24 protein-coding genes and 3 riboswitches are annotated in these 25,763 nt (G+C 49.4%); of the genes, 9 read left to right on the plus strand and 15 right to left on the minus strand.

Going from position 1 to position 25,763, the window contains the following annotated elements:
- The first annotated feature begins 2 nt into the window (after positions 1-2).
- The 5 genes from B3G15_RS12970 (at position 3) to treC (ending at position 6,140) form a co-directional block, all read left to right on the plus strand.
- Positions 3-1,361: an alkaline phosphatase gene (locus tag B3G15_RS12970; protein ID WP_290721660.1), complete on the plus strand. Its 1,359-nt coding sequence runs from the start codon at positions 3-5 to the stop codon at positions 1,359-1,361.
- Positions 1,362-1,372: 11 nt separating this feature from the next.
- A complete protein-coding gene (locus tag B3G15_RS12975) occupies positions 1,373-2,020 on the plus strand; it encodes a DUF4352 domain-containing protein (RefSeq protein ID WP_214728385.1) in 648 nt (215 codons plus the stop codon).
- A 128-nt stretch (positions 2,021-2,148) separates the two neighbouring features.
- Positions 2,149-2,856: a trehalose operon repressor gene (gene treR / locus B3G15_RS12980; RefSeq protein WP_215147005.1), complete on the plus strand. Its 708-nt coding sequence runs from the start codon at positions 2,149-2,151 to the stop codon at positions 2,854-2,856.
- Positions 2,857-3,038: 182 nt separating this feature from the next.
- Positions 3,039-4,478: a PTS system trehalose-specific EIIBC component gene (gene treP, locus B3G15_RS12985; protein WP_047394480.1), complete on the plus strand. Its 1,440-nt coding sequence runs from the start codon at positions 3,039-3,041 to the stop codon at positions 4,476-4,478.
- Between the two features lie 21 nt (positions 4,479-4,499).
- Complete coding sequence (gene treC, locus B3G15_RS12990; protein ID WP_290721663.1) at positions 4,500-6,140, plus strand: alpha,alpha-phosphotrehalase; 1,641 nt, start codon at positions 4,500-4,502, stop codon at positions 6,138-6,140.
- Between the two features lie 192 nt (positions 6,141-6,332).
- Here treC and B3G15_RS12995 read toward each other — a convergent pair whose 3' ends face one another.
- The 10 genes from B3G15_RS12995 to B3G15_RS13040 form a co-directional block, all read right to left on the minus strand.
- Positions 6,333-7,691: an alanine/glycine:cation symporter family protein gene (locus B3G15_RS12995; RefSeq protein WP_214747153.1), complete on the minus strand. Its 1,359-nt coding sequence runs from the start codon at positions 7,689-7,691 to the stop codon at positions 6,333-6,335.
- A 479-nt stretch (positions 7,692-8,170) separates the two neighbouring features.
- Complete coding sequence (locus B3G15_RS13000; protein WP_214747156.1) at positions 8,171-8,992, minus strand: DUF6612 family protein; 822 nt, start codon at positions 8,990-8,992, stop codon at positions 8,171-8,173.
- 212 nt (positions 8,993-9,204) lie between these two features.
- Entirely contained in the window at positions 9,205-9,663 is a 459-nt protein-coding gene (gene ribE, locus B3G15_RS13005) for a 6,7-dimethyl-8-ribityllumazine synthase (protein ID WP_035395821.1), read from the minus strand.
- Complete coding sequence (gene ribA / locus B3G15_RS13010) at positions 9,660-10,850, minus strand: GTP cyclohydrolase II (protein WP_290721666.1); 1,191 nt, start codon at positions 10,848-10,850, stop codon at positions 9,660-9,662. The genes ribE (B3G15_RS13005) and ribA overlap by 4 nt, the downstream gene beginning before the upstream one ends.
- The gene (ribE, locus tag B3G15_RS13015) at positions 10,850-11,476 is read right to left on the minus strand and encodes a riboflavin synthase (protein ID WP_029342770.1); all 627 of its coding nucleotides are present in this window, start codon (positions 11,474-11,476) and stop codon (positions 10,850-10,852) included. Before ribE (B3G15_RS13015) ends, ribA begins: the two co-directional genes overlap by 1 nt.
- The gene (ribD, locus tag B3G15_RS13020) at positions 11,461-12,501 is read right to left on the minus strand and encodes a bifunctional diaminohydroxyphosphoribosylaminopyrimidine deaminase/5-amino-6-(5-phosphoribosylamino)uracil reductase RibD (RefSeq protein ID WP_290721668.1); all 1,041 of its coding nucleotides are present in this window, start codon (positions 12,499-12,501) and stop codon (positions 11,461-11,463) included. Before ribD ends, ribE (B3G15_RS13015) begins: the two co-directional genes overlap by 16 nt.
- Before the next feature lie 159 nt (positions 12,502-12,660).
- Positions 12,661-12,805, minus strand: a riboswitch (FMN riboswitch).
- A 183-nt stretch (positions 12,806-12,988) separates the two neighbouring features.
- Positions 12,989-14,194, minus strand: a complete 1,206-nt coding sequence (locus B3G15_RS13025) for a M20 family metallopeptidase (protein WP_290721670.1) — start codon at positions 14,192-14,194, stop codon at positions 12,989-12,991.
- 22 nt (positions 14,195-14,216) lie between these two features.
- A complete protein-coding gene (locus tag B3G15_RS13030) occupies positions 14,217-15,035 on the minus strand; it encodes a MetQ/NlpA family ABC transporter substrate-binding protein (RefSeq protein ID WP_023469540.1) in 819 nt (272 codons plus the stop codon).
- Between the two features lie 19 nt (positions 15,036-15,054).
- Complete coding sequence (locus B3G15_RS13035) at positions 15,055-15,705, minus strand: methionine ABC transporter permease (RefSeq protein ID WP_023469541.1); 651 nt, start codon at positions 15,703-15,705, stop codon at positions 15,055-15,057.
- Positions 15,695-16,723: a methionine ABC transporter ATP-binding protein gene (locus B3G15_RS13040; RefSeq protein ID WP_290721673.1), complete on the minus strand. Its 1,029-nt coding sequence runs from the start codon at positions 16,721-16,723 to the stop codon at positions 15,695-15,697. Before B3G15_RS13040 ends, B3G15_RS13035 begins: the two co-directional genes overlap by 11 nt.
- A gap of 86 nt (positions 16,724-16,809) precedes the next feature.
- Positions 16,810-16,913, minus strand: a riboswitch (SAM riboswitch).
- Between the two features lie 249 nt (positions 16,914-17,162).
- A riboswitch (SAM riboswitch) is annotated at positions 17,163-17,264 on the plus strand.
- Between the two features lie 67 nt (positions 17,265-17,331).
- Between B3G15_RS13040 and B3G15_RS13045 the strand changes: the two genes are divergently transcribed.
- On the plus strand, positions 17,332-18,090 hold the full coding sequence (locus B3G15_RS13045) for an alpha/beta hydrolase (RefSeq protein WP_251133456.1): 759 nt from the start codon (positions 17,332-17,334) through the stop codon (positions 18,088-18,090).
- A gap of 73 nt (positions 18,091-18,163) precedes the next feature.
- On the opposite strand, the gene B3G15_RS13050 is transcribed toward B3G15_RS13045, so the two are convergent.
- The gene (locus B3G15_RS13050; protein WP_029342777.1) at positions 18,164-18,778 is read right to left on the minus strand and encodes a thymidine kinase; all 615 of its coding nucleotides are present in this window, start codon (positions 18,776-18,778) and stop codon (positions 18,164-18,166) included.
- Positions 18,779-18,961: 183 nt separating this feature from the next.
- Between B3G15_RS13050 and B3G15_RS13055 the strand changes: the two genes are divergently transcribed.
- Positions 18,962-19,612, plus strand: a complete 651-nt coding sequence (locus tag B3G15_RS13055) for a DedA family protein (protein ID WP_050676976.1) — start codon at positions 18,962-18,964, stop codon at positions 19,610-19,612.
- 36 nt (positions 19,613-19,648) lie between these two features.
- Here B3G15_RS13055 and B3G15_RS13060 read toward each other — a convergent pair whose 3' ends face one another.
- Positions 19,649-19,894 (minus strand): type B 50S ribosomal protein L31, encoded by a 246-nt coding sequence (locus tag B3G15_RS13060; RefSeq protein WP_023469546.1) that lies wholly within the window; start codon positions 19,892-19,894, stop codon positions 19,649-19,651.
- Positions 19,895-19,985: 91 nt separating this feature from the next.
- The gene (gene rho / locus B3G15_RS13065) at positions 19,986-21,359 is read right to left on the minus strand and encodes a transcription termination factor Rho (RefSeq protein ID WP_290721676.1); all 1,374 of its coding nucleotides are present in this window, start codon (positions 21,357-21,359) and stop codon (positions 19,986-19,988) included.
- A 355-nt stretch (positions 21,360-21,714) separates the two neighbouring features.
- On the opposite strand from rho, the gene B3G15_RS13070 reads away from it, so the two are divergent.
- A complete protein-coding gene (locus B3G15_RS13070; protein ID WP_058704154.1) occupies positions 21,715-22,392 on the plus strand; it encodes a C40 family peptidase in 678 nt (225 codons plus the stop codon).
- A gap of 71 nt (positions 22,393-22,463) precedes the next feature.
- Positions 22,464-23,231, plus strand: coding sequence for an SDR family NAD(P)-dependent oxidoreductase (locus B3G15_RS13075; RefSeq protein ID WP_290721680.1), 768 nt, complete (start codon positions 22,464-22,466; stop codon positions 23,229-23,231).
- A 273-nt stretch (positions 23,232-23,504) separates the two neighbouring features.
- On the opposite strand, the gene glpX is transcribed toward B3G15_RS13075, so the two are convergent.
- Together glpX and murA are read right to left on the minus strand one after the other, a co-directional pair.
- Positions 23,505-24,470: a class II fructose-bisphosphatase gene (glpX, locus tag B3G15_RS13080; protein ID WP_064299220.1), complete on the minus strand. Its 966-nt coding sequence runs from the start codon at positions 24,468-24,470 to the stop codon at positions 23,505-23,507.
- Between the two features lie 32 nt (positions 24,471-24,502).
- Complete coding sequence (gene murA / locus B3G15_RS13085) at positions 24,503-25,750, minus strand: UDP-N-acetylglucosamine 1-carboxyvinyltransferase (RefSeq protein ID WP_290721683.1); 1,248 nt, start codon at positions 25,748-25,750, stop codon at positions 24,503-24,505.
- Positions 25,751-25,763 lie beyond the last annotated feature (13 nt).

Genomic DNA, 25,763 nt, shown 5'->3' on the forward strand with positions numbered 1-25,763 from the left:
TTATGAAATTAAAACGTATCATTCCGATTTTTGCCTTATCAACCCTTTCCCTTAGTACGATGCTCTCGATGCCTGAAGCAGAAGCAAAGACGAAACCGGTCAAATCACCGGAAATCCGGAACGTCATCTTCTTGATCGGCGACGGGATGGGTGTCTCCTATACATCAGCACATCGTTACTTAAAGAACGATCCATCGACACCGGTTGCTGAAAAAACAGCGTTTGACCAATACCTCGTTGGTCAACAGATGACTTATCCGGAAGATCCGAAGGAAAACGTCACCGATTCCGCTTCCGCAGCAACAGCGATGTCATCCGGCGTCAAGACGTATAATGCAGCGATTGCTGTCGATAACGATAAATCGGAAGTCAAGACCGTCCTTGAAGCAGCGAAAGCACGTGGTAAGTCAACAGGACTCGTTGCGACATCGGAAATCACGCATGCGACACCTGCTTCGTTCGGTGCTCATGATGAGAGCCGAAAGAACATGAACGCGATCGCAGACGATTACTTCAAGGAACGCGTCAATGGGAAACATAAAATTGACGTCATGCTCGGTGGCGGTAAGTCGAACTTCGTCCGTCCGGATGTTGATTTGACGAAAGCATTCAAAAAAGACGGTTACAGTTACGTCACGGATCTGGATCAATTGCAAGGTGATAAAAACAAACAAGTCCTCGGTCTGTTCGCAGATGGTGGATTACCAAAACGGATTGACCGCGAAAACTCGGTCCCATCGCTTGAACAAATGACGAACTCTGCCATTAAGCGACTCGACTCGAATAAAAAAGGATTCTTCCTGATGGTCGAAGGTAGCCAAGTCGACTGGGCCGGTCATGACAATGATATCGTCGGTGCCATGAGTGAGATGGAAGACTTCGAGCGAGCATTCAAAGCCGCGATCGCATTTGCAAAGAAGGATAAACATACACTCGTCGTCGCGACAGCTGACCACTCAACGGGTGGATATTCAATCGGTGCAGATGGCATCTATAACTGGTTCGCTGAACCGATCAAAGCGGCAAAGAAAACACCTGACTTCATGGCGCAAAAAATCGTCGATGGTGCGGACGTCCGCAAGACATTGACGACGTATATCGATCAGGACAAACTCGCCTTGACGGATAAAGAAATCGATAGCGTCTCCCGCGCTGCTGAATCGAAGAAATTACTCGAGATCGATAATGCGATTGAAGAAATCTTCAACGAACGCTCGCATACAGGCTGGACGACAGGTGGACATACAGGTGAAGACGTACCGGTCTATGCGTTCGGTCCTGCCAAAGAACGTTTCGCGGGACAAGTCGACAACACGGATCACGCGAAAATCATCTTCGATCTCTTGAAATCGAAGAAATAAGGAGAATGTTCATGAGACAGATACTTGCTACTTTGATGCTCGGGACGGTGCTCGCTGGTTGTGGCACTTCAGCATCACAAGACACACCAAAAGAACCAGCGTCTGCGAAACAGGAGCAGCCGGTATCGCTTGAAAAAACAAGCGCCTACGTTCCAAACCCACAAATTCCAGACGATCGCGATTTGACAAAAATCGATCAGACCGTCACGGATGATAAGGGCGATCTGACGCTTAAACAATTCAAACGAGTGAACGAAACACGGAAGATTGGTCCGATCGAGATGACGATCGAAGAGATCAAAGTATTCCATGCTCGTCCAAGCTATGGCATGATTGATTTCTTCCATGGCTTTACGCACGATGAATCCTTTGATTTGATCAAGACACGGGTCACGATCAAGAACACAAGTAATGAACCGGTCACGTTCAATCCTGTCGCCCACTTCAAACTCGATGCTGCGGCAGAAAAGACTCTCGAGGACGACGTCTATTTGGAGTCGCTTGCGAAGACTTACGCCCCGTCCGAGTCACGGAGTGGTAACTTCGGCTTCATCTTGGAACATCCGGTTGACTCGATTGAACTCTTGACGAGTGATGTTCTCGATGAAAAACAAGATGTCCTCAAAAAAGGAACGACGTTTTCGACGTCTCTTCGTTGACTGACATTCACACTTCTATGCTCTATCTATTTTCCGGTCATGTCCGGATCATAGGTGGAGCTATTTTGATGCCTGTAATCGTTCCGTGCTACACTAAAGGCATTATTTGAGTGTAAAGGACGGATCATATGCCGAAGTATTTAAACATCTATCACGAGCTCGCACAGCGGATTCAGGAAGGAACGCTCCCGGCTGAAACGAAATTACCTTCTGAGACGGAATTGATGCACGAATTCGAGGCGAGCCGCGGAACGGTCCGAAAAGCGATCGATGCCCTGCAAGAAAAAGGCTTCGTCCGTAAACACCAGGGGAAAGGTGTCTTCGTCCTGTCGCAAGAAGCGATCGAATTCCAATTCAATGGGATCGTCAGCTTCTCGGAAGCACATCGCCGGATGGGGCGACATGCCGTCGAGACGGATGTAGTGTCTTGCGAAGTCCTCTCCGCCTCTGCTGAGCTCGCTTCGTTATTGCATGTGGCACAAGGAACGAACGTGACACGCGTCGAGCGCATTCGTCAAATTGATGGTGAACGTGTCATCCGTGACATCAATCATTTCGTGACAGCACTCGTGCCTGGACTGACTACTGACATCGCTAAAGGTTCGATCTATCAGTACATCGAAGAGACACTCGGACGTCAGATCAGCTACGCGAAACGTAAAATCGAAGCTCGCCCTGCGACAACTGAAGACCAAGAACGACTCGACCTTCACGATATGACGCATGTCATCGTCGTCACGAACGATACGTATTTCTATGAAGGACAACATTTCGAACGGACGGAATCGCGTCACCGGCTCGATAAGTTTCAGTTCACTGATATTGCCCGTCGTTGAATATAGGCTGCAAGATGAGGGAATCCGTAGATGACGGATTCTCTCTTTTTTATTCTCCCCAACTTATCTATATAAGTTCTTGACCAACTTATATAGATAAGTTAAGATAAGTGTGCGCAGATAAGAAAACGTTTTCATTTCAAAAGTGGTCGAGTATGTCACTTCCAAAAAGGAGCATCGAGATGAAACCAAACTATCGTCAGATTGCAGAGCAAATCATTGAGAACATCGGAGGTAAGGAGAACGTTGAGCAGGCAGCTCACTGTGTCACCCGTCTTCGTTTAACGCTTAAGAATCAAGAGCTTGTCGATCAAGAAGCCTTACTTGAAGTTCCGCTCGTCAAAGGCGCGTTCTTGAACGCGGGTGTCTATCAAATCGTCATTGGTGCCGGAGACGTCGACCGGGTCTATGCAGAATTCATTCAATTAACCGGTTTACAGGCAACGACGATCGCAGATGTTAAATCGTCTGGCGCTGCCAAGATGAATCCGTTCCAAAAGTTGATCAAAGTCTTTTCTGATGTCTTCATGCCTATCATCCCGGCGATCATCGTTGCTGGTCTCTTAATGGGAATCAATAATCTATTCGGTATCGAGTTCGGTGGCAAGACGATGATCGATCGTTATCCGAACTTACAAGGACTTTGGGATCTTATCAATATGATGGCAAACACGGCCTTCGTCTTCCTCCCGGCACTCGTCGGTTGGTCAGCGACGAAACGCTTCGGTGGAAGTGAGATTCTCGGGATCGTCATGGGTCTGATGCTTGTTCACCCAGATCTCTTAAACGCTTGGAACTACGGACAAAGTGCTCTAAAAGGTGAAATTCCGACGTTCAACATTCTCGGTCTCTTTGAAATTGAAAAAGTCGGTTATCAGGGACAAATCCTCCCTGTACTCGCCGCTGCTTATGTTCTCAGTACGATTGAACGTTGGCTCAAAAAACGGGTACCGAATGCGATTCAATTACTCGTCGTACCGATTACGACGATCACATTGACGGGCTTCCTCGCCCTTGCCGTCATCGGACCGGTCACGCGTCAAGTCGGTGACTGGATTACGATCGGTGTCGTCAATACGTTCGAAGCTGTTCCGTTACTTGGTGCCTTACTCTTCGGCGCACTCTATGCGCCGCTCGTTATTACCGGCATGCACCACATGTTCATCGCCGTTGATCTACAGTTGATCGGACAAAGCGGAACGACGTTCATCTGGCCGATGATCGCGATTTCGAACATCGCCCAAGGTTCAGCAACACTCGCGATGCTTTTCCTCGCGAAAAACGTTAACGATAAAAACATGGCATCAACGTCCGCTTTATCCGCCTACTTCGGGATCACGGAACCAGCGATGTTCGGGGTCAATCTCCGATTCAAATATCCGTTTTACGCGGCACTCGTCGGTTCAGCGATCGCGTCAGCTTTCATCGCCGTCAGTGGTGTTCTTGCTCCTGCGATCGGTGTTGGCGGATTACCTGCTTTCATTTCGATCGTACCAGGCTCGATTCTGTCATTCATCGTCGGCATGGTGATCGCGATCATCGTTCCTGTCGCCTGTACGTTCCTGTTCCACTATGTCTCAACGAAACGCGCAAAAAAAGCTGCCCTGAAAAAAGCAGCGTAATTCTAGAAAGGTGTGTATCTCATGATCACGACAACCGATTGGCGCAAATCCGCCGTTTATCAAATCTATCCGAAGAGTTTTTATAGTCCGGAGGGCAAAGCGACCGGTACGTTACGTGGCGTCACTGCCAAACTCGATTATCTGGCGGATCTTGGTGTCGATTACCTTTGGTTGACGCCGGTCTATGCTTCACCTCAGAACGACAATGGCTATGATGTCAGTGATTATTACGCGATCGATCCATCCTACGGAACAATGGACGATTTCGAGACGTTACTTGCAGAAGCAAAACAACGCGGTCTGTCAGTCATGATGGATATCGTCGTCAACCATTGCTCGACGTCGCACTCTTGGTTCGAAGAAGGACGTCACCCGGACAGCCCGTATCACGACTATTTTATCTGGCGCGAGACACCGAACGACTGGGTATCGAAATTCGGCGGTCCCGCTTGGTCATTTGATGAGGTAGCTGGCAAGTATTACTTGCACCTGTTCGACAAGACGCAAGCGGATCTGAACTGGGAAAATCCACGCTTACGGGAAGATGTTTACAACATGATGCGCTTCTGGCGGGATAAAGGGGTCAGCGGCTTCCGACTCGATGTCATCAATTTGATCTCAAAGACGCCAGGTCTTCCAAACGATCCAGCAGGAGACGGTCGTTCGTATTATACGGACGGACCGAACGTCCACGACTACTTGCAAGAGATGAACGCAGAAGTCTTTGCCGGACACGATCTCTTGACCGTCGGTGAGATGTCGTCGACGTCACTTGAACACTGCCTTCGTTATTCATCACTTGATGAACAAGAACTGAAGATGACGTTCAACTTTCATCATTTGAAAGTCGATTATCCGAACGGTGAAAAATGGACGGCAGCACCATTTGATTTCACGCAACTGAAACAGATTTTTTCCGACTGGCAATCCGGCATGAACGGACAAGCCTGGAACGCAATCTTTTGGTGCAACCATGACCAGCCACGCGTCGTCAGTCGGTTCGGTGACGACGTCACGTATCGTGTCGAAAGTGCGAAGATGCTCGCGACGACGCTTCACGGTTTGCAAGGTACACCGTACATCTATCAAGGAGAAGAGATTGGCATGCCGAATCCGGACTTCACGGATTTGTCCGACTACCGCGATGTCGAGACATTGAATGCCTATCAGGAAGCTCGGAACAACGGTATATCGGAAGAAGCGATTCTCGCTGCGATTCGTCAAAAATCGCGTGATAATGCGCGGACGCCGATGCCGTGGTCGGATGCTGTCAACGGTGGCTTTAGTACAAGCGAGCCGTGGATTCCCGTCTCGCCGACATATGATCAGATCAATGTCGAGTCGGCTGTCGCAGATCCAAACTCGGTCTATCATCATTACAAACAGTTGATTCAGCTCCGCAAACAGTATGACGTGCTGACGGACGGTTCATACCGTCTGTTGACACCAGACGATTCGTCACTCTGGGCGTACGAACGTGCCACAAGCGAGGAAGAGTTGCTTGTCGTTTCGAACTTCTACGGAACAGAGACGACGTTCACGTTACCTCGTGACGGATCGGATTATACAGTGTTGCTTCACAACTATCAGGGGATGCAGACAGAGGGGTACACTTTGACGTTACGTCCTTATGAATCACTGATGCTTTATCGTAAAAAGTGATTGAATGAGACGGAGCACATGCAAAAAAGAGAAGGTTAGTTTCCAAGGGATACCCTAGAAACCAATCTTCTCTTTTGTTGAATAGATATAGAATGTGAATGCCTATTTCTCGACTCCTACAAGAAAAGAAAGCATGGTACATGCTTTTGTCAGGGAAAGCGAGGATGGCAGAGTCTTTCATTTTCGCATGTTCTACGAAACTTTCCGATTCGCTTCTTCTCGTCTCAACTGTTCGCGGAACAGTCGTGTCTCAGCAATGACGACGCCGGACAATCCAATCAAACCGATTAAGTTCGGAATCGCCATCAATCCGTTGAAGACATCAGAAATCGCCCACACCATGTTCAAGTTCGTCGTCATCGCGCCGGCTCCGGCGACTAAGACGAACAGGATGCGGTACGGTAGGATTGATTTTTGACCAAACAGATAATAGATCGATTTTTCACCGTAGTACGACCAGCCAAGAACGGTCGAGTACGCGAACATGACGAGACCGATCGTAACGATGTATTTCCCGGCAGGACCGAGGAAGACTTCGAAGCTCGCCGTCGTCAATTCAACACCCTCCAACTTCGTATCGAGCTGCCCTCCCATGACGAGCGTCAGTCCCGTGATCGAACAGACAACCAATGTATCGAGGAAGACTTGTGTCATCGAGACGAGTGCTTGACGCCCCGGGAAGTCCGTCTTCGCAGCAGCGGCTGCGATCGGTGCTGAACCAAGTCCTGCTTCGTTCGAGAAGACACCACGCGCGACACCGTAACGAATTGCCGCCCCGATTGCCCCACCCGTGATGGCCTCGTTTGAGAACGTACTACTGAAGATCGTTGAAATCGCACCTGGAATCAGATCATAGTTCATGATGAGAATCAGCAAGCCACTTCCGACATAGAAGAAAATCATGAACGGAACGAACAGACTGACGACTTTCCCGATTGACTTGACCCCACCGAGAATGACGACACCCGTCAGTACCATCAATACGATCCCCGTCACGTAAAGTGGCACATCAAACGTTGATTTCATCGCGAGGGCGACCGAGTTCGTCTGGACCCCGTTTCCGATCCCGAACGCAGCGATCGAAGCGAACGCAGCAAACAAGACACCGAGCCATTTCTGCTTCAGTCCACGCTCGAGGTAATACATCGGTCCTCCTGCCATCTGTCCTTTTTCATCAACGACACGATATTTGACGGCAAGAATCGCTTCCGCATATTTCGTCGCCATCCCGAACAGACCGGACAGCCACATCCAGACAATCGCGCCTGGGCCCCCGAGGACGACGGCGGTTGCGACACCGACGATATTCCCCGTACCGACGGTCGCAGCCAGTGCCGTCATCAACGCTTGAAAGTGACTGATGTCACCTTCTGACTTATCGTCCTGATGCTTTGAAAACGCAAGCTTCAGCGCATACGGTAGCTTGGTAATTTGAATGAATCCTAAGCGAATCGTCAAGTAAATCCCCGTACCGACCAACAGAATGAGTAACGGTGGTCCCCATACGATATCGGACACCGCACTAATCCACTCACTAAATGAATTTCCCATTCGTCTTACCTCCCTTTATGAGATATGTAGTTCCTTACCATTTTTTCAGAATTTACTGATAATTGTCAAACTATTTTTTCATGAAACTATTTTGATACTTCTTCATTTCAATAATTCACTACGATCGTTGTCATCGGAGTGTTCAGTGTAATCTTTATTATTTTGATTTTATAATCGATCTTCGGTCCTCTTCGCCAACTGCAGGCAAAACCTACGAACTTGCCACTCAAGACGATCGAATATTTGAATCTCGCGTCCGGTGAGGTGCTGTCCTTCATCGATACGAAAGTCGTCAATGACAATGATTTATTCGAAGCTATCTCGAATCAATACTAGGATGACGCTCAAGCATTCCGCGATATGCACGAACAGATTTCCGTCAGTCAAAAACAGACGGAAGCACTAAAAGAAGTTCTTCGTCAGTTCCAAGTCTCAAAAAAAGTCCCCTCGTCTTCATCGAAGAGAGGGAACTTCATGGTTTATTGCGCTGCACCTGTGAGCGGTTGTGCATCTTTTGCTTCCGCAGGTAATTTGATTTCGTTGATCTCATTGAATTTCGAGAACGTCGATTGGTTTTTCATCGTGAAATCGGTATTTTTCTCGACCGCAAAGACCATATCCATATCGAGTGATTTCGGATAGAATGTTTTCGCGTCATACGTCATCGTGTAGTTCATTTTCTTGTAATCGATGCTGTCCATCGCATCTTTCATCTGTGCCATCTGTCCTGTCTGCTCGAGCGAATCCTTCATGAATGCTTTGAGGTCGTCCCCTTTTAGTTTGACGTCGATTTGATAAACGTCACCCTCTTTTTTGGCGGTCCAGTTGTCTTTGTACTTTTTCAGTAGCTTGAGATTTTGATCCGTCGATGCCGATGACTCCATCGCCTCAACCATATCACCTAGCTCCGAGACATCTTGAACGAGCCATTGTCCGTTTTGCGATAGATACATCTTATCGTCGACGATATAGCTCTCGATCGACATGTCCTTACCGTTTTGTGGATTTTTCATCGTCATCGTCTGGTGCATCGTAAGCGGCTTCTGGATGATATCGGCTGATACCTTCTGATCTACTGCCATCTCACCTGCTTTTGAATTGACTGTCCCTTCCATGTGGAACGATTTAATATCCTTTTGAGCGGCTGTCGCTTTATTCAGTAATTCCGTATTCGAGAGTTCCCCCGACTTCGTCGAACCAGACCCACTGCCACTACCCGAATCCGTCTGCCCATCTTGACATCCAGCTAGTCCAATCGATGCTGCGACGATCCCAGCTGCTACCCACCTTGTTTTCTTCATATTCATTTCCTCCTTTATACGCGTTACCCTGATTTACGAAAAACATTGGAAAATGTTTCAAAGTTTCTTTATTACATCATTACCGTTCTTCTTCAAAACAAATCCTCATATTTCAAATCTACTATTCTTTTTTTGAAATTTGATTTATCACCTGCAAAATGTCCACAAAAAAATAGGATGACGGAAACTTCCGTCACCCTATCCTTATTTCGTTAGATTGTGCGTAAAAGATTCGCCATCTCAATTGCGGAAACGGCAGCTTCGTAGCCTTTATTTCCAGCTTTCGTACCGGCACGTTCGACCGCTTGCTCGATCGAATCCGTCGTCAGGACACCGAAGATGATGGGTACGCCTGTATCACGCGACGCACTCGCGACACCTTTCGCGACTTCGTTACAGACATAGTCATAATGTGATGTTGCTCCGCGGATGACGGCTCCCAGTGTGATGACCGCATCATACTTACCGCTTTTCGCTAACTTTTCCGCAACGAGTGGAATTTCAAATGCTCCAGGAACCCATGCTGTATCCACAGCATCCGCCGCAACACCGTGACGACGGAACGCGTCGTTTGCTCCTCCGACGAGTTTTGATGTGATCAATTCATTAAAACGTGCTGCGACGATTGCGACGCGTAGTCCTTCTCCTGTTAAGAAACCTTCGTAAATCATGATGTGTGTCCTCCTTGGATATCGAGCCAGTGCCCGAGTTTCGTTTGTTTTGTTTTCAGATAACGTTGATTTTCCGGTTCAACGGGTACTTGATGGGGAACACGTTCGATGACTTCAATCCCCTCTTGCTCGAGCACCCGTTGTTTGTCTGGATTGTTCGTCATCAAGCGAATCTTCGTCACGCCAAGATCACGCAACATGTTGGCCGCGACCGTATAATCACGCATGTCCGTCGGATAACCGAGTGCATGGTTCGCTTCGACTGTATCGAGTCCTTGTTCCTGCAACTCGTACGCTTTCAACTTCGCCATCAGACCGATGCCGCGTCCTTCCTGACGTAGATACAAGACGGCTCCACCTTCTCGTTCGATTCGCTCAAGTGCCGAATCGAGTTGTGGACCACAATCGCAACGTTTCGAACCGAAGACATCCCCTGTCAGACATTCCGAGTGCAGACGGACGAGCATCCCATCGTTCGCTTCACCGGATAAGACGGCGACATGTTCTTTCTTATCTTGCGTTGTATAGCCGACCATCCGGAAAGCTCCGAATGTCGTCGGAAGCAACACTTCCGCTTCCCGCGTCAATGGACGCTCGAGATACGCGACGAGTGCCTCGATCGTGATCAGTTTTAAGTCGTGTTCTTCCTTATAGAGAAGCAAATCATCCACCCGTGCCATCGTGCCATCTTCCTTGATGATTTCACAAATGACGGCAATCTCATCGCTACCGGCAAGACGGGCAAGGTCAACACCTGCTTCCGTATGTCCGCGTCGTTCCCGAACACCGCCCTCTTTTGCGATCAACGGGAAGATGTGACCCGGTCGTTTGAAGCGCTCCGGTCCATCCGTCAGCATCCGCTGAATCGTTAGCGACCGTTCCTCTGCACTGATACCGGTCTTCGCCTCTTCATGATCGATGCTGAGCGTAAATGCCGTTCCATGCGGATCTGTATTATTCGCTGTCATCGGAGCAAGTTCGAGTCGCTGTGCGATCCGCGGACTGACTGGTACACAGACGAGTCCTTTTCCGTATGTGATCATGAAGTTGATGTTTTCCGGTGTCGCATGTTCTGCGAGCATGACGAGATCGCCTTCATTCTCACGATCCTCGTCATCGCAGACGATGATCGGTCGTCCGTTCTTCAAATCTTCTATCGCGTCTTCAATCAAGTCGAATCCGTTCATTACATGTCGCCTCCTAAGAATGCTGCCCAGTCCGTCTGCTTCTCATGCTGCGTGAAATGATAGAGATGTTTCGCCATCATGTCACACTCGATATTGACGACTGCGCCGCTTGCCAATCGATCAAACGTCGTCACTTGACGTGAGTGCGGAATCAATGAAATCGAGATCGTTTCCGGCGTGACGCGTTGCAACGTCAGGCTCGTGCCGTTGATTGCAATCGAGCCTTTCGGAATACAATACTTTTGCCACGATCCGACATCGAACGTATAAACCATCGCTTCTCCATCCGGTCGCCGACTGATCAGCCGCGCTGTTCCGTCGATATGTCCACTGACGAAATGACCGCCGAAACGACCGTCTGCCGGCATCGCCCGTTCGAGTTGCAATGGGCTTCCGACGCGGTACGTCCCGAGGGCTGTAGAACGGATCGTGTCATGGACCGCATCCGCCGTGAAACCGGTCGGACTCATCGACGTGACGGTCAAACAAATCCCGTCGACGGCGATGCTATCACCGATCTTCGTTCCTTCAAGTACCCGGTGCGCCTCAATTTCAAGCGCTAACCCGTTCGGTCGCGGGATCTTTCGTTTTAAGGTTCCGACTTCTTCAATCAATCCGGTGAACATGTCGTCTCCTCCTTTCGGATGTACGTCAGATGGAGATCCGGTCCGACCGTTTCGATTTGATCGATTTGAAAACGATTTTCGATATCGTGTTGACTATTCCACGCATCGCCTTCAAAAATCGATGGGGCTTGGTAGACTTCGATTCGGTCAACGAGATCTGCCTCAAGAAAAGCGGCTTGAATCGTTGGTCCGCCTTCAATCAAGACACTACGGATGTCTTGTTCGTATAAGCGTTTCAAAATCGCTTCCGGCGTCTCATATTCACCAACGAGGACCGTCACCTGATCGTGACTAATCCGAGGAACACTCGTCAGCCAGTAGGTTGGATTTTTACCATCGCGGAAGACTTGCGCCGTTTCCGGAATCCGCCCCCGGCGATCAACGATTACTCGAATCGGCTCGATGCCTGACGACGCGCGTAACGTCAGTGCCGGATCATCGACGAGCACCGTCTCACTTCCGACGAGGATGGCATCGTGGCGTCCACGCAGGGCGCGACCGTTTGCGCGTGCTTCTTCTGACGTGATCCAGCGCTGTTCACCTGTCGCCGCGATCCCGTTCATCGTCTGCGCAATTTTGACGGTCACGGTCGGGCGTTTTCGTTCGATCGTCTTCCAGAATGCCGTGTAGAGGGCTTCTGCCTCATGCCGTAACAAGCCGACCTCGACTTCGATTCCCGAGTCCTGTAGCCGTTTAATTCCGGAACCAGCGACGATTACATGTTTGTCTTCTGTTGCGACGAAAACTCGTTTGATTCCTGCTTGTAGAATCGCTTCCGTGCATGGTGGCGTCTTGCCGTGATGATTGCATGGCTCGAGCGTCACGTAGAGATCGGCACCATGGGCGGCTTCTCCTGCCATCCGTAAGGCTTCGACTTCTGCGTGCGGCCCACCGGCAAACCGGTGTGCACCGAAGCCGATGATGCGTCCTTGTTTGACGATGACACAGCCGACACTTGGATTCGGACTTGTTTGTCCGTGTAACATTTGTGCTAATTGCATGGCATAACTCATCATCTGTGACATCGCGTTCACTCCTTTCAAATGAAAAAAGACGCCCCTTGAAAAAGGGGCGTCTGTATAGAAGGGTTCACGAAATACACGGTTCGCTTCCTGCATTTTTTCATGCAGAAAGAGACCGTCTCCTGAAAACATTTTTTCAGAAAACAGCTTGAATCGCGTCGTTTCGTTCTTCTCCCATCCGGACTTTACCGTCGGCCCTGGAATCTCACCAAGTCAGCCATGATGCGTACATCACAGGTCGCGGGCTCGTCGATCGATTGATCGCATCACCGCCGGTTGGGATTTTCACCCTACCCCGAAGAACTGGATTATTGAGTTATACAATTTTAGCCTAGCATATCTTTTTCAAGAAAACAAAGCGCAAATGCTTCTGTCTTGTCTCTTTTTTGATTTCGCTCCAGTTCTGTCACTCATCACCAATTCGTGATCGATCGCATCTCAAAAACGACCGGAGCACTTGATAGCAGTGCATCCAGTCGTCGTTTTCCGCTTATAAATATCCGTTCTTCCGATCGTGGAATTCTTGAGCGATCGCCCCGCGCGTCCGTTCATCAGCGAGGACGTGAAGCGCTGTCCGAGCGAGGATTTTCGCCCCCGTGATCAATGCTTCATCTCCAGCTTCTGAACGAGCCGCTTCTTTGAATGCTTCCGTATGCGCGACGAGATCGTCCGGACCTATCTTGATATACGGATGGATCGTCGGAATGACTTGACTGATGTTACCGGCATCCGTCGAGCCAAGACCCGGTCGTTCGTCTAAGTGGACCTTTTCACCAAGCGATTCTGCTTCTTCTTGGAACAGACGGTCGAACGTCCGGTTGAAGACGAGGTTATCGACTTCATTTTGGAAGGCGATGACGTCAAGTGTCGCCCCAGTCGCGAGTGCCGCGCCTTGGGCGACAGCTTTGACTTTTTCCGTGACGGCATTCAATCGTTCCCGTGTCGTCGCCCGGATGAAGAAACGTGCTTTTGCGTATTCCGGGATGATGTTCGGCGCATCACCTCCATGCGTGATGATTCCGTGAATCCGGACATCGTCCGGTAATTGCTGACGTAACGCATTGATTCCATTGAAGAGTTGAATGACAGCGTCAAGGGCGTTGATGCCTTCCTCCGGTGACGCCGCTGCGTGTGCCGGACGACCCGTAAAGGCAAAGTCGAGCGGATCGACCGCAAGGGAAGAACCCGTGATCCGTGTTTGTCCCGACGGATGGACCATCAAGGCTGCATCGATCCCTTCCAGCAACTGATGTTTGACGAAACTGCCTTTCGCACTACCGTTCGGTCCACCTTCCTCGGCTGGTGTTCCAAGGACAACGACACTCCCGCCGACTTCATCGAGCACTTTACTGAGCGCGATTGCCGCTGCGACGCTCGTCGTGCCGATGATATTATGACCGCACGCGTGACCAATACCCGGCAACGCATCGTATTCAGCAAGAAAGGCAATCGTTGCGCCTGGTCGATCGCTCGATTTCTTCGCGAAGAACGCGGTATCGTGCCCCGCGACGCCGAGTTCTACTGTAAAACCTTCCGCTGTTAGACGCTCCGCATGGAGCCGCGAAGCAAAGAATTCCTCGTTCCCGATTTCCGGCGTTGCATGAATCCGATGACTTGTCTCAAGATACGATTCCCGTTTTTGTTCGATGTCCTGTTCAATCGTCTCTACCCATGTCGTGCGTACTGGTGTCGTCATACTGTCCACTCTCCTTTTGAAATTATTCGCCGATATCGCTCAGTGGAACGAACGTCGGGATCGTACTGCCTTTATATTCTTTTTTGATGAAGGCCGCGACATCTTTTTGTTGATACAGCGATGCGATTTTTTTCAGTTCTTTTTTGTTCTTGTCTTCCGTCCGTGTCGCGATGATGTTGATGTATGGTTTTGCTGTCTCGTTCTCATGGACGATCGAGTCCTTGATCGGGTTGAAGCCAGCGTCAACGGCAATGCCATTGTTGATGATTGATGCCGCGACGTCCGGTAAGACGCGTGGCGTTTGCCCGGCGACGATCGGAACGATTTTCAGCTTTTTCGGATTCTCGACGATCTTATCGACCGAACCGTTGCCATCGAAGTCGTCCGGTAGCTTGATCAGACCTGCTTCTTGCAGTAACAAGAGGGCACGTCCCATGTTCGTCGCTTCGTTCGGAACAGCGATTTTTCCGCCATTTGGAATGTCTTTGACATCCTTGTATTTATCTGAGTAGATCCCCATCGGTGCGATGACAGTCGTCGCAATCGGCGATAGCTTCAAGTTATGTTCTTTCTTGAAAGCGTTGAAGTAGGAAATCGTCTGGAAAGCATTGGCGTCGATCTCACCCTCAGCCAGTGCCATGTTCGGCTGGACATAATCGGAGAACTTGACGAGCTCGATTTTGATGCCTTCCTTCTCTGCTTTTTTCGCGACATAATCCCAAACTTGTGTGTCGGAACCGCTGACACCGAGCTTGATCGTCTTTTCGTCTTCTCCTGATGCTGCGCACCCGGCAAATAAAATCGTCGTGAGTGTTGCTCCAATTGCTACTGCTTTTTTCATGGCTGAATCGCTCCCTTGATTAATGTCTTCTGATTTTTCGTGCGACGATGTTGCCTGTCGTCTGTAAGCCTTGGACTAAGATGACGAGAATCCCGACCGTGATGATCATGACTTTCGTATCAAACCGTTGATAGCCGTAAGTAATTGCTAAGTCACCCAAACCGCCACCACCGATGGCGCCTGCCATCGCCGACGCCCCGATCAAGCCGACTGTTGCGATCGTTAAGTTCAGGATGAGTGAACCGAGTGCTTCCGGTAGGAGGAAGCGGAAAATCGTTTGAAACGGTGTCGCGCCCATCGCTTCTGCTGCTTCAAGAACGCCTTTATCGACTTCGAGTAAAGAACTCTCGATCAGACGCGCCATGTACGGTGCAGCGTAAAAGACGAGCGGAACGATTGCGGCTTCTGTTCCGATCGACGTCTGGACGATCAAGCGCGTCAACGGGATGATCGCGACGAGTAAGATGATGAACGGAATCGAGCGGAAAATATTGACGATACTGTTGAAGAACGTGAACAACGGAACATTTTCAAGTAACGCTCCTTTTCGCGTGACGACAAGCAGGATACCGAGTGGTAAGCCGATCAGAGTTGAAAACAGTAACGACACTGACACCATCGTCATCGTCTGCAAAAATGCTGTCCAGATATCACTATAGTTAACTAGCATCAGCAAGCACCTCCTCGACCGTCACCTGTGCCTGATCGATGTATTGTAACGCTCGTTTTACTTCAGCCGGCTCACCAATCAACTCGACGAGCAAGGTGCCGAACGGCGTCTCCTGCAACTCTGTGATGCTCCCGTGCAGGATATTAACATCGACGTCAAAACGTTTCGCGACTTGTGATAAGAGCGGCTGCCCGGTGTGATGTCCGAGAAAATGAATCTTATAGATCGGATGTGCATTTCGCGACTCGATCAACTGACGAATCGATGCTGGAATCTCGTCATGCATGACGGACCGGACGAAGTTTTTTGCCGTCTCGGTCTGCGGGCTTGAAAAGACATCAAAGACCGTTCCCGATTCGATTAGCTTCCCAGCTTCGATAACGGCGACGCGGTCGCAAATCTCCCGGATGACGCCCATCTCGTGGGTGATCAAGAGAATCGTAATCCCGTACTCGGCATTGATGCGTTTTAATAACTGGAGAATATGATGCGTCGTCTGGGGATCAAGTGCTGATGTCGCTTCGTCACATAAGAGGACGGAAGGTTGCGTCGCGAGTGCCCGGGCGATACCAACACGCTGTTTCTGTCCACCGGACAATTGATCCGGATAATGATCCGCCTTGTCCGCGAGATCGACGAAATCGAGCAATTCTGTCACTCGGCGGCGAATCTCGTCTTTCTTGACGCCTGCGAGAACGAGTGGCTTTGCGACATTCGTAAAGACCGTGTTCGCATTCAACAGATTGAAGTGCTGAAAGATCATTCCAATCCGTTGTTTTGCTTGGCGTAATTTTTTCGGAGACAGTTGCGTTAAATCTTCCCCATCGACCGTCACCGTTCCTGACGTCGGTCGTTCTAACAGGTTGACACAGCGGAGCAGTGAACTTTTTCCGGCACCGCTAAAACCGATGACCCCAAAGATTTTACCTTTTTCGATCGTCAGGTCGACACCGTCGAGCGCTGCAATCGTCTGATCTTTCGTGACGTACGTTTTTTTGACTTGATGAAATGCAATCATTCCGTTTTCCCCCTTCATTCAACAAAAAAGGTCCCTTCTTGAGAAACAAGAAGAGACCTGGATCCGCACAGTGGCAGAATCCACTCCACTCATCTCTCAGACATCTGTCTGATGGAATTGGCACAGTGCTCATAATGAGTCTGTTGCCGAGGTTTCGTAGGGCCAGTCCCTCCACCTCTCTGGATAAGTATTGCGGTATGAAATTCGTATGTGTGTTGTTGCGTTGTTGCTTATGTCGTAAAACTAATTTTTACATTACGGGTCGAACCTTTAAAAGTCAACCAACTTTGCAAAAATAATCCATTTGGCGCATATCGATTGAGTCATAAGTTATGAGTTAGCTGAAAGAATAAATCACGATTCGTCTAGAACGATTTGACAAGGCATTTTCGGTCGTGCTACCATCGTTTCAATGATTAATCCGACAATTCCAATATGATATTTATCAAGAGTGAACGAGAGACCTGGCTCTATGACTTCACGGCAACCTGCAATCTGTAAGGTGCTCCGACCAGCAAAGCGCGGCTTTGGATGATACGGTGAAAAACTCGTGGGCGTCCAAGCAGTGACGTCGACGAGTTTTTTTCATGAATGGAGGAAAAATAGTAATGATGAACTATCCTGTATTGACTGGTGCTGAAGCGTTTTATTTTCAAGGTGGACCGATCGGTATTCTAATCTGTCATGGTTTTAATGCCACTCCGCAAAGTGTCCGCGACGTCGGTGAGGCATTCGCTGCTGAAGGTTTTACCGTCTATGCCCCGCGCTTACGCGGACATGGAACGAACGTCCGCGAGTTTGAACAATCGACTGCTCGATGTTGGAAGCAAAGCCTGCAAGACGGCTATGAACGTTTACAAGAAACATGCGATCAAGTCTTCGTCATCGGTCAATCGATGGGTGCGACGCTTGCACTGTCACTCGCTGCTGACGGCATTCCGTTTGCCGGCATCATTACGATCAATGCCGCACTTTCCGTTCCATCCTATGAAGCACTTTCGTTCGAGGACGGTCCACAGTACTTACCGGAAGGGGCACCGGACATCAAACGGTCTGCTTTCGAAATCATCTATGACCTCGTTCCAAGTCGTTGTGCGTTCGAACTCGTCCGTCTGATGGATGAAACGAAAGGACGCTTAGGATCAATCCTTCTGCCGACATTAATTCTCTACTCGGCGACCGATCACGTCGTCCCGCCGTCGAGCTCGGATTATCTGCATCAGCACATCGGAACGAATGATAAACGAAGCTACTGTTTACTGAACTCGTACCACGTCGCGACCCTCGATCATGATCAGGATTTGATCGTTCGTGAGACGATCCGCTTTATCGAACGCTCAAGCCGGTTCTCACAGGAAACGGGATAATAAAAAAAACAGCTATTCACTTAAAAGCGAATAGCTGTTACATCAAAGGACGACCGCGATCGGTACGTCTTTTTTAATTTTCTTGGTGCTGCACCGATTGGAGCGGCTTCGGCTTTCCAGGCACCTCATGGCAATGGCGGCACCGTGGCTCATACGATTCTGAAGCGCCCACTAGGATGATCGGATCATCGTAGTTCGCTGGTTTTCCATCAATCAACCGTTGTGTCCGGGAAGCCGGATCACCACACGAAAGACAGATGGCTTGCAGCTTCGTCACGAATTCTGCGCGCGCCAGTAATTCCGGCATCTTGCCGAATGGCTCTGCCCGGAAATCTTGATCAAGGCCTGCACAAATGACGCGTTTTCCGTCTTGTGCAAGTGCTTCGATGACTTGTACGATCTCATCATCAAAGAATTGAACTTCATCGATTCCGACGATTTGTGTTTCCTCTGCTACTGCTGCGTAGAGATCGCGACTCGTCGCCATCGGAATCGCCACGACGGAGTTGCCGATATGAGAGACGACATGCTCTTCATGGTACCGGTCGTCGATTGCCGGCTTGAATACTTGAACGGGCAGTTTGCCGTACTGCGCCCGTCTGACACGACGAATCAACTCTTCCGATTTCCCGGAAAACATACTGCCACAAATTACTTCGATCCAGCCGTACTGATTTATTACATGCATCATCGTCCGACACCGTCCTCTAAAAATAGTCACTTTAACGAGTATAGCCCGAAACGGTATCGAGAAAAAGGGTTGACTTCCGGAAATCAAAATTCATTTTTTCTTTACCTAGAATTTTTGTCCTTTCATTCCAACCGTCCCCTATTTCCTGTACACTGAAGAAGAAGACTTTCACGAAAGAAGGTGTCCCCGATTCATCATCTCTTACATGACATCCTGCACCAATATGGTGCCCTTGGTCTCTCCGTCCTTCTCGCAGGTGGTATCGTGGGATTGCCGGTTCCTGATGAGACCCTGCTCGTCCTGTCCGGTTTTTGGATGCATCAAGGCAATCTACCACTCGTCGGTACGATCCTCGCCGCTTACGCCGGCAGTTGTATCGGGATGACGATCAGCTATTTACTCGGATTAAAACTCGGTATGCCGCTATTACACCGCGTCGGGCCGAAAATGCGTATCTCAGAAAAGCATATTCTTTCCGCTGAAGCCGGATTTCGTCGTTACGGAAAATCGGTCTTGATCATCGGTTACTACATACCTGGTCTCCGCCAACTCTCTGCCTTTTTTGCAGGTGTCTCGAAAATGCCGTTTCGCGTGTTTGCGAGTTATGCGTATACAGGTGCGTTGATTTGGATCAGCGTGTTCTTAGGCGCCGGCTACTTCGTCGGTCGTCACCTCTCGTTCCACAAAGTCATGGACTATATCTTGGCACATCCGGAAGTCATGCCGTATTTAATCGGAATTGCCGGTGGAATCGCCTTCTCCTTCGTCTTGAAGACCTATCTCGCGTATCGTTCACAATTCAGTCTATACAAAAACAGCCTGCTTCCATAATGGAGGCAGGCTGTTTTTTTAAGAACCGACAAGTGATTACTTGCGGCCGTATTTTTTGTTGAAGCGATCGACACGACCATCTGCCGCGTTGAACTTTTGACGACCTGTGTAGAATGGGTGCGAGTCTGAAGACACATCCACACGGATGAGTGGGTACTCGTTACCATCTTCCCAAGTGATCGTTTCGTTCGAAGAACGAGTAGAACCGCTTAAGAATTTGTACTCAGTCGTTGAATCCATAAATACTACTTTGTTGTAGTTAGGGTGAATTCCTTGTTTCATGGTTGATTTCTCTCCTTCCGCCCTGGTTCATTTGCTGAGCCAGAGTAAGTTACCTTCCTATACTAAACGATTTTTTTGCGCGTCGCAATAGTTATTTTTCCGTCGTCGTTTCCTTCTTGACGGTACGCGGTTTTACCGGTGCGCGTCGGACCGCCTTCTTCTTTTCCTTCTCGAGTTCGACGAAAAATTCCTCATTATTTTTCGTATCGCGAATCTTCCGTAGGAACGTATCAACGAATTCGTTCGACTCGTTCATCGTCCGACGAATCGTCCAAAGCGCATCGAGTTGCTCTTTCGGAAGCAAGAGTTCTTCCTTCCGTGTACCCGACTTCCGAATGTCGATCGCTGGGAAGATCCGACGCTCTGATAACTTACGATCGAGATGCAACTCCATGTTACCCGTCCCTTTGAATTCCTCATAGATAACGTCATCCATGCGTGATCCTGTCTCAACGAGTGCTGTCGCAAGAATCGTTAAACTACCACCGTGTTCGATGTTTCGCGCTGCCCCAAAGAACCGTTTCGGCTTATGGAACGCAGCCGGGTCAATTCCCCCTGAGAGCGTCCGACCGCTTTGTGGTACCGTTAAGTTATAGGCCCGTGTTAGACGTGTGATCGAATCCATCAAGATGACGACATCCTTCTTGTGTTCGACGAGTCGCATCGCACGCTCGAGGACAAGCTCAGAAATCCGGACGTGGTTGTCTGGTGTTTCGTCAAACGTCGAGCTGACAACATCTGCTCCCGGAACCGAGCGCTCAATATCTGTTACTTCCTCAGGACGCTCATCAATCAAGAGAATGATCAGTTCGACATCCGGATGATTCTCCTGAATCGAGTTTGCGATTTCTTTGAGGAGTGATGTCTTCCCTGCTTTTGGCGGTGCGACGATCAAACCACGTTGACCAAACCCAACCGGTGCGATCATATCCATGACACGAACGGATAGATGGCGTGGTTCTGTCTCAAGTCGCATCAGACGATCCGGATAGATCGGTGTCAGTGCCGGGAAGAATAGACGGTTACGGGCTGTATCCGGTGCTTCACCGTTGACGGCTTCCACGCTAAGTAATCCTTGGAACCGTTCGTTTTCCTTCGGCGGACGGACTTTACCTGTGACGACATCACCATTACGTAGATTAAAGCGTCGGATTTGAGATGCTGCGATATAAATATCTTCAGAGGATTGGGAATAATTGATAGGACGAAGGAAGCCAAAGCCACCATCGTTTTGCATTTGTGGGTTGCCAGGGATGACTTCGAGTACCCCTTCGAGGAAATAAAGACCAGTCGATTCAGCCTGTGCTTTTAAAATCTTGAACATCAACTCGCGTTTACGGGCTTCCCGGTATTGTGGGACATTCTTCGTCTTTGCGATTTCATAGAGTTCTTTTAATGTCAGTTGGCTCAATTGAGCCAGTGTATAGGAACGTTCTGGTTTATCTTTTTTATCAGTTGTTGGCATGTTCTTCACCTATTCTTTATAAATTCAACTGCATTCAGCATACTTCCATACATACATCAGGAGGTATGTAATTTTATTCGTGAACTAAAGGTATCATATTTTTTTGAATTCGTCGTTAACAATCCTCTGCGTTTCTTACTTTGTAATATTCAAGGATATTATTTCAGTTATGTTACAAAAGCATCTGTTTTGTCTTCTAACTGAAAAAACGTTTTCAAGTGTGCTCGTGCTAAGATATTCCTGCAGACAAAATTCTTACACAGTTGTAAGGTAGACTGCTTAATCACACACTTAATGATTTCATCATATAACTTACGGACGCAACACACTACATTTAAACGGAGGAATTCTTAACATGAAACGTTTTCTAGCATCGATCGCGACGGCAGCCTTAGTGGTTTCAGGTTTTACATCAGTGGGTACAGGTAAAGTTGAAGCAGCGACAGTCACGAAAGTCAAGATCACGGACAACGGTCTTCGTGTTCGGACAGCACCTTCTACGAAAGCAAGCATCGTCGGGAAAGTCAACGCTGGTCAAGTCTTTACATACAAAGGCAAATCAGGCAGCTGGACAAAAATCTCATACGGCGGTAAAACACGCTATGTCTACTCACAGTACACAAAGACATACAAATCATCTTCTAGCGCTAAAAAATCAACAAGCTCTTCTTCTAAACGGACGAAAATCCTGAACGAAGCAGCAAAACATAAAGGTACACCTTATGTATGGGGTGGAACAACGACTCGTGGATTCGACTGCTCTGGTTTCACAAGCTACGTGTACAAGAAAGCGGCTGGTAAAACATTGCCACGTACGTCTTCTTCACAATATTCTTCTTCTAAGAAAGTCAGTGTTTCAAAAGTACAACCAGGAGATCTTGTCTTCTTCTCACACGGTAGCGGCATTCAGCACGTTGGGATCGCAACAAGCAAGTCAAGCATGGTCAACTCAGAAACAGGTGGCGTTAAATACTCAAGCTTCAAATCAGGGTACTGGGGTTCACGCCTTGTCGGCGCAGGATCTTACCTATAATTCATCATCTCAAAGCGGTTGAGCATTGGCTCGATCGCTTTTTTTCATCTCATTCATAAGGAGGAAATAGGATGCATGTCTTAATCACAGGTGCTTCAAGAGGTCTTGGTCGTGAATTCGCTTATCTGCATGCACGACAAGGGGATCACGTTCTGCTCGTCGGACGCGATGCGACAGCACTCTTCGAAACGAAATTCCATGTCGAGCGACTCGGGGGAACGGCAACCGTCTTTCCGTATGACTTAACGAAGCGGACGCATCGTCTGGCACTGTTTCGGGCAACGAAACAGATTCCGGTCGACTGCGTCATCAACAATGCTGGAATCGGCGTCTTTGGTTCCTTCCTTGAGACCTCGTTTGAAGACGAGTCCCGGATGATTGCCTTGAATATCGAAGCATTGACACATGTGACGAAGGTCTATGCCTCACGGATGAAAGAACACGGAATCAAAGGACGTATCGTCCATCTCGCGTCAACGGCTGCATTTGAAGGCGGACCATGGCTCAGTGTCTATTACGCAACGAAAGCCTATGTCCTTCATTTCTCGGAAGGCTTGACGGAAGAGCTCGCACCAGACGGGATTCAAGTGAGCGTCGTCTGTCCGGGTGCGACACATACCGGATTTGAATCGGCAGCAAACCTCGAACAATCACGCTTGTTCTTGCGACCTGGTGTCATGGATGCCCCGACGGTAGCGCGTATCGCCTACCGCGGCTATATGAAGGGAAAAACGTTCATCGTGCCTGGCTTCGGGAATGCCTGGTACATCTTTTCGACGCGTTTTCTACCGCGTCGGTACGTCACCCGACAAGCAGGAGAAGTCCAGCGTCCGCGGTAATCGTCAAATAATGATTTATTTATCACTCAACGTTCATATCCTCCCTTTCCTCAGGCGGGAGGTAAGCCGCGACATCTCGCAACTTGTGCGAAATGCCGGGTCTTCCCTTACCCTGACGGAAACGTTAGCACGTTTCCTTTTCCTGTAGGAGTTGAGGATGAACGTCTTGATTCCTAGAAACATATCAAAAAAGAGTTGGCGTTCCGGAAATCATCCGCAACGCCAACTCTTTTTATGTGGATTCAGACGTCCTGTTTGAGGAGTCATCCTGTTTTACTTAATGACAAGCTTCGGTTTCTTCTTGAACGAGTGGATACCCTCGACAAAACGAACCGTTCCTGATTTCGCACGCATGACGACAGAGTGTGTCTGACCGCCCTGCGCCGTGAACTGAACACCTTTCATCAATTCGCTGTCCGTGACGCCTGTCGCAGCAAAGATACAGTCATCTCCTGCAACGAGATCATCCATCATGAGGATCTTCGACGGATCTTCGATGCCCATCTTCTTACAACGCTCGATCTCAGCCTCGTCTGCTGGTAACAAGCGTCCTTGGAGTTCACCACCGAGACATTTCAAGGCAACGGCAGCAAGAACGCCTTCCGGTGCTCCACCTGAACCGAGCAAGATATCAATCCCTGTATGCGGGAACGCCGTGTTGATCGCACCAGCAACGTCACCGTCACCGATCAAGCGAATCCGTGCCCCTGTTGCCCGAATTCGTTGAATGATTTCTTCGTGACGTTCACGATCCAGGATCGAGACGACGACGTCTTCGATTTCTTTGTTCTTTGCCTTCGCGACGGCTGCGATGTTTTCTTCGATCGTCGCATCCAGACTAATGTGTCCTGCTGCTTCCGGACCAACTGCGATCTTATCCATGTACATGTCCGGTGCATGGAGTAAATCTCCTGCATCCGCGACCGCGAGGACAGCAAGCGCGCCCCATGTTCCTTTTGCGACGATGTTCGTTCCTTCAAGCGGATCGACAGCGACGTCGAGTCGTGGTCCATACCCATTTCCTAGCTTTTCTCCAATGTAAAGCATCGGTGCTTCATCCATCTCGCCTTCCCCGATGACGACGGTTCCTTTCATCGGAATCGTATCGAAGACGTCACGCATTGCGCTTGTTGCCGCATCATCCGCTTCGTTCTTCAATCCTTTTCCCATCCAACGCGCAGAGGCAAGCGCTGCTGCCTCCGTGACGCGTACAAGTTCCATTGATAGACTTCTCTCCATGTGTATGTCCCCTCTCCCTTGTTACAAATCGGTCAAATCGTTTCACGCCATACGAGGGCGCCTAGTTCCTTCAACTTCTGATCAAATCGTTCGTAACTCTGGTCAAGCATTTCTGCGTGGTGCAACGTCGTCTCCCCTGAAGCGAGAAGTCCCGCCAAGACAAGTGCTGCGCCACCGCGTGGGTCCGGTGCCTCGATTTCCGTACCAAGTAAGGTTTCTCCACCACGAATGATGATTGAGGCGTCTTCATGCGTGATTCGAGCGTTCAAGCGTCGTAACTCCTGCACGTGCCGGAAACGTTGTGGGTACAACTTATCGACGACGATACTCGCTCCCTTCGCTTGCAACAACGCTGCCGAGATGACAGGCTGTAAGTCGCTCGGGAATCCACCGTAGTGGAAGACACGAATATCGACCGGCTTCGCCTCCTGAAACGTCGCCGTGACGGAATCATCCGTTGCTTCGATCAACGCACCGTACCGTTCGAGTTTTTGGATGACGCTCTCGAGATGAAGCGGAATGACGTTATCGACGGTGACGCGTCCAAGTGCCGCCCCCATCGTCAAGAACGTTCCTGCCTCCATGCGGTCCGGAATCAAGGTATGCCGGCAACCACTTAGTTGCGATACGCCCTTGATTCGAATCTCGTCCGTTCCTGCCCCTTTGACGCTTGCCCCCATGTTCGTCAACATCGTACTGACGTCGATGACTTCCGGGTCATAGGCAGCGTTTTCGATGACAGTCGTTCCTTCAGCGAAGACAGCGACGAGTAACGCACTGATCGTTGCACCGAATGACGGGAGATCGAGGTAAATCCGGTTGCCGACGAGACGATCGACGCGCATGTAATGGACGCCTTGCTCGTTACGTACAGAAACACCGAGACGCTCTAGTGCTTTGATGTGTAAATCAATCGGTCGTGGTCCGATGGCATAACCTCCAGGCAGACCGACGACTCCTTGTTTGAATCTGGCTGCCAGAACGCTCATGAGGTAGATCGATCCGCGTAACTTGCGCGTCTCCGCACCAGTCAACGGCATCGATTCGACCCGACTTGGATCAATCGTCACCATATCGCCTTGACGTGTCACGACCGCGCCGAGCGTCTCCAAAATCTCGATCATCGTCGCGACGTCGCCAATCTCCGGCACGCCTTCCAGAACGACCGTCTGATCCGTCAGGAGGGCTGCAGCAAGACACGGGATGGCGCTTTGCTTCGAACCACTGATTGATACGGTTCCTTCTAGGCGTTGTTGCCCTACGATATGCAAAATGTCCACGTTCCATCAACCT

Source organism: Exiguobacterium sp. UBA1053 (assembly GCF_002316465.1).
In the GTDB taxonomy this organism is placed as follows: Bacteria; Bacillota; Bacilli; order Exiguobacteriales; family Exiguobacteriaceae; genus Exiguobacterium_A; species Exiguobacterium_A abrahamii.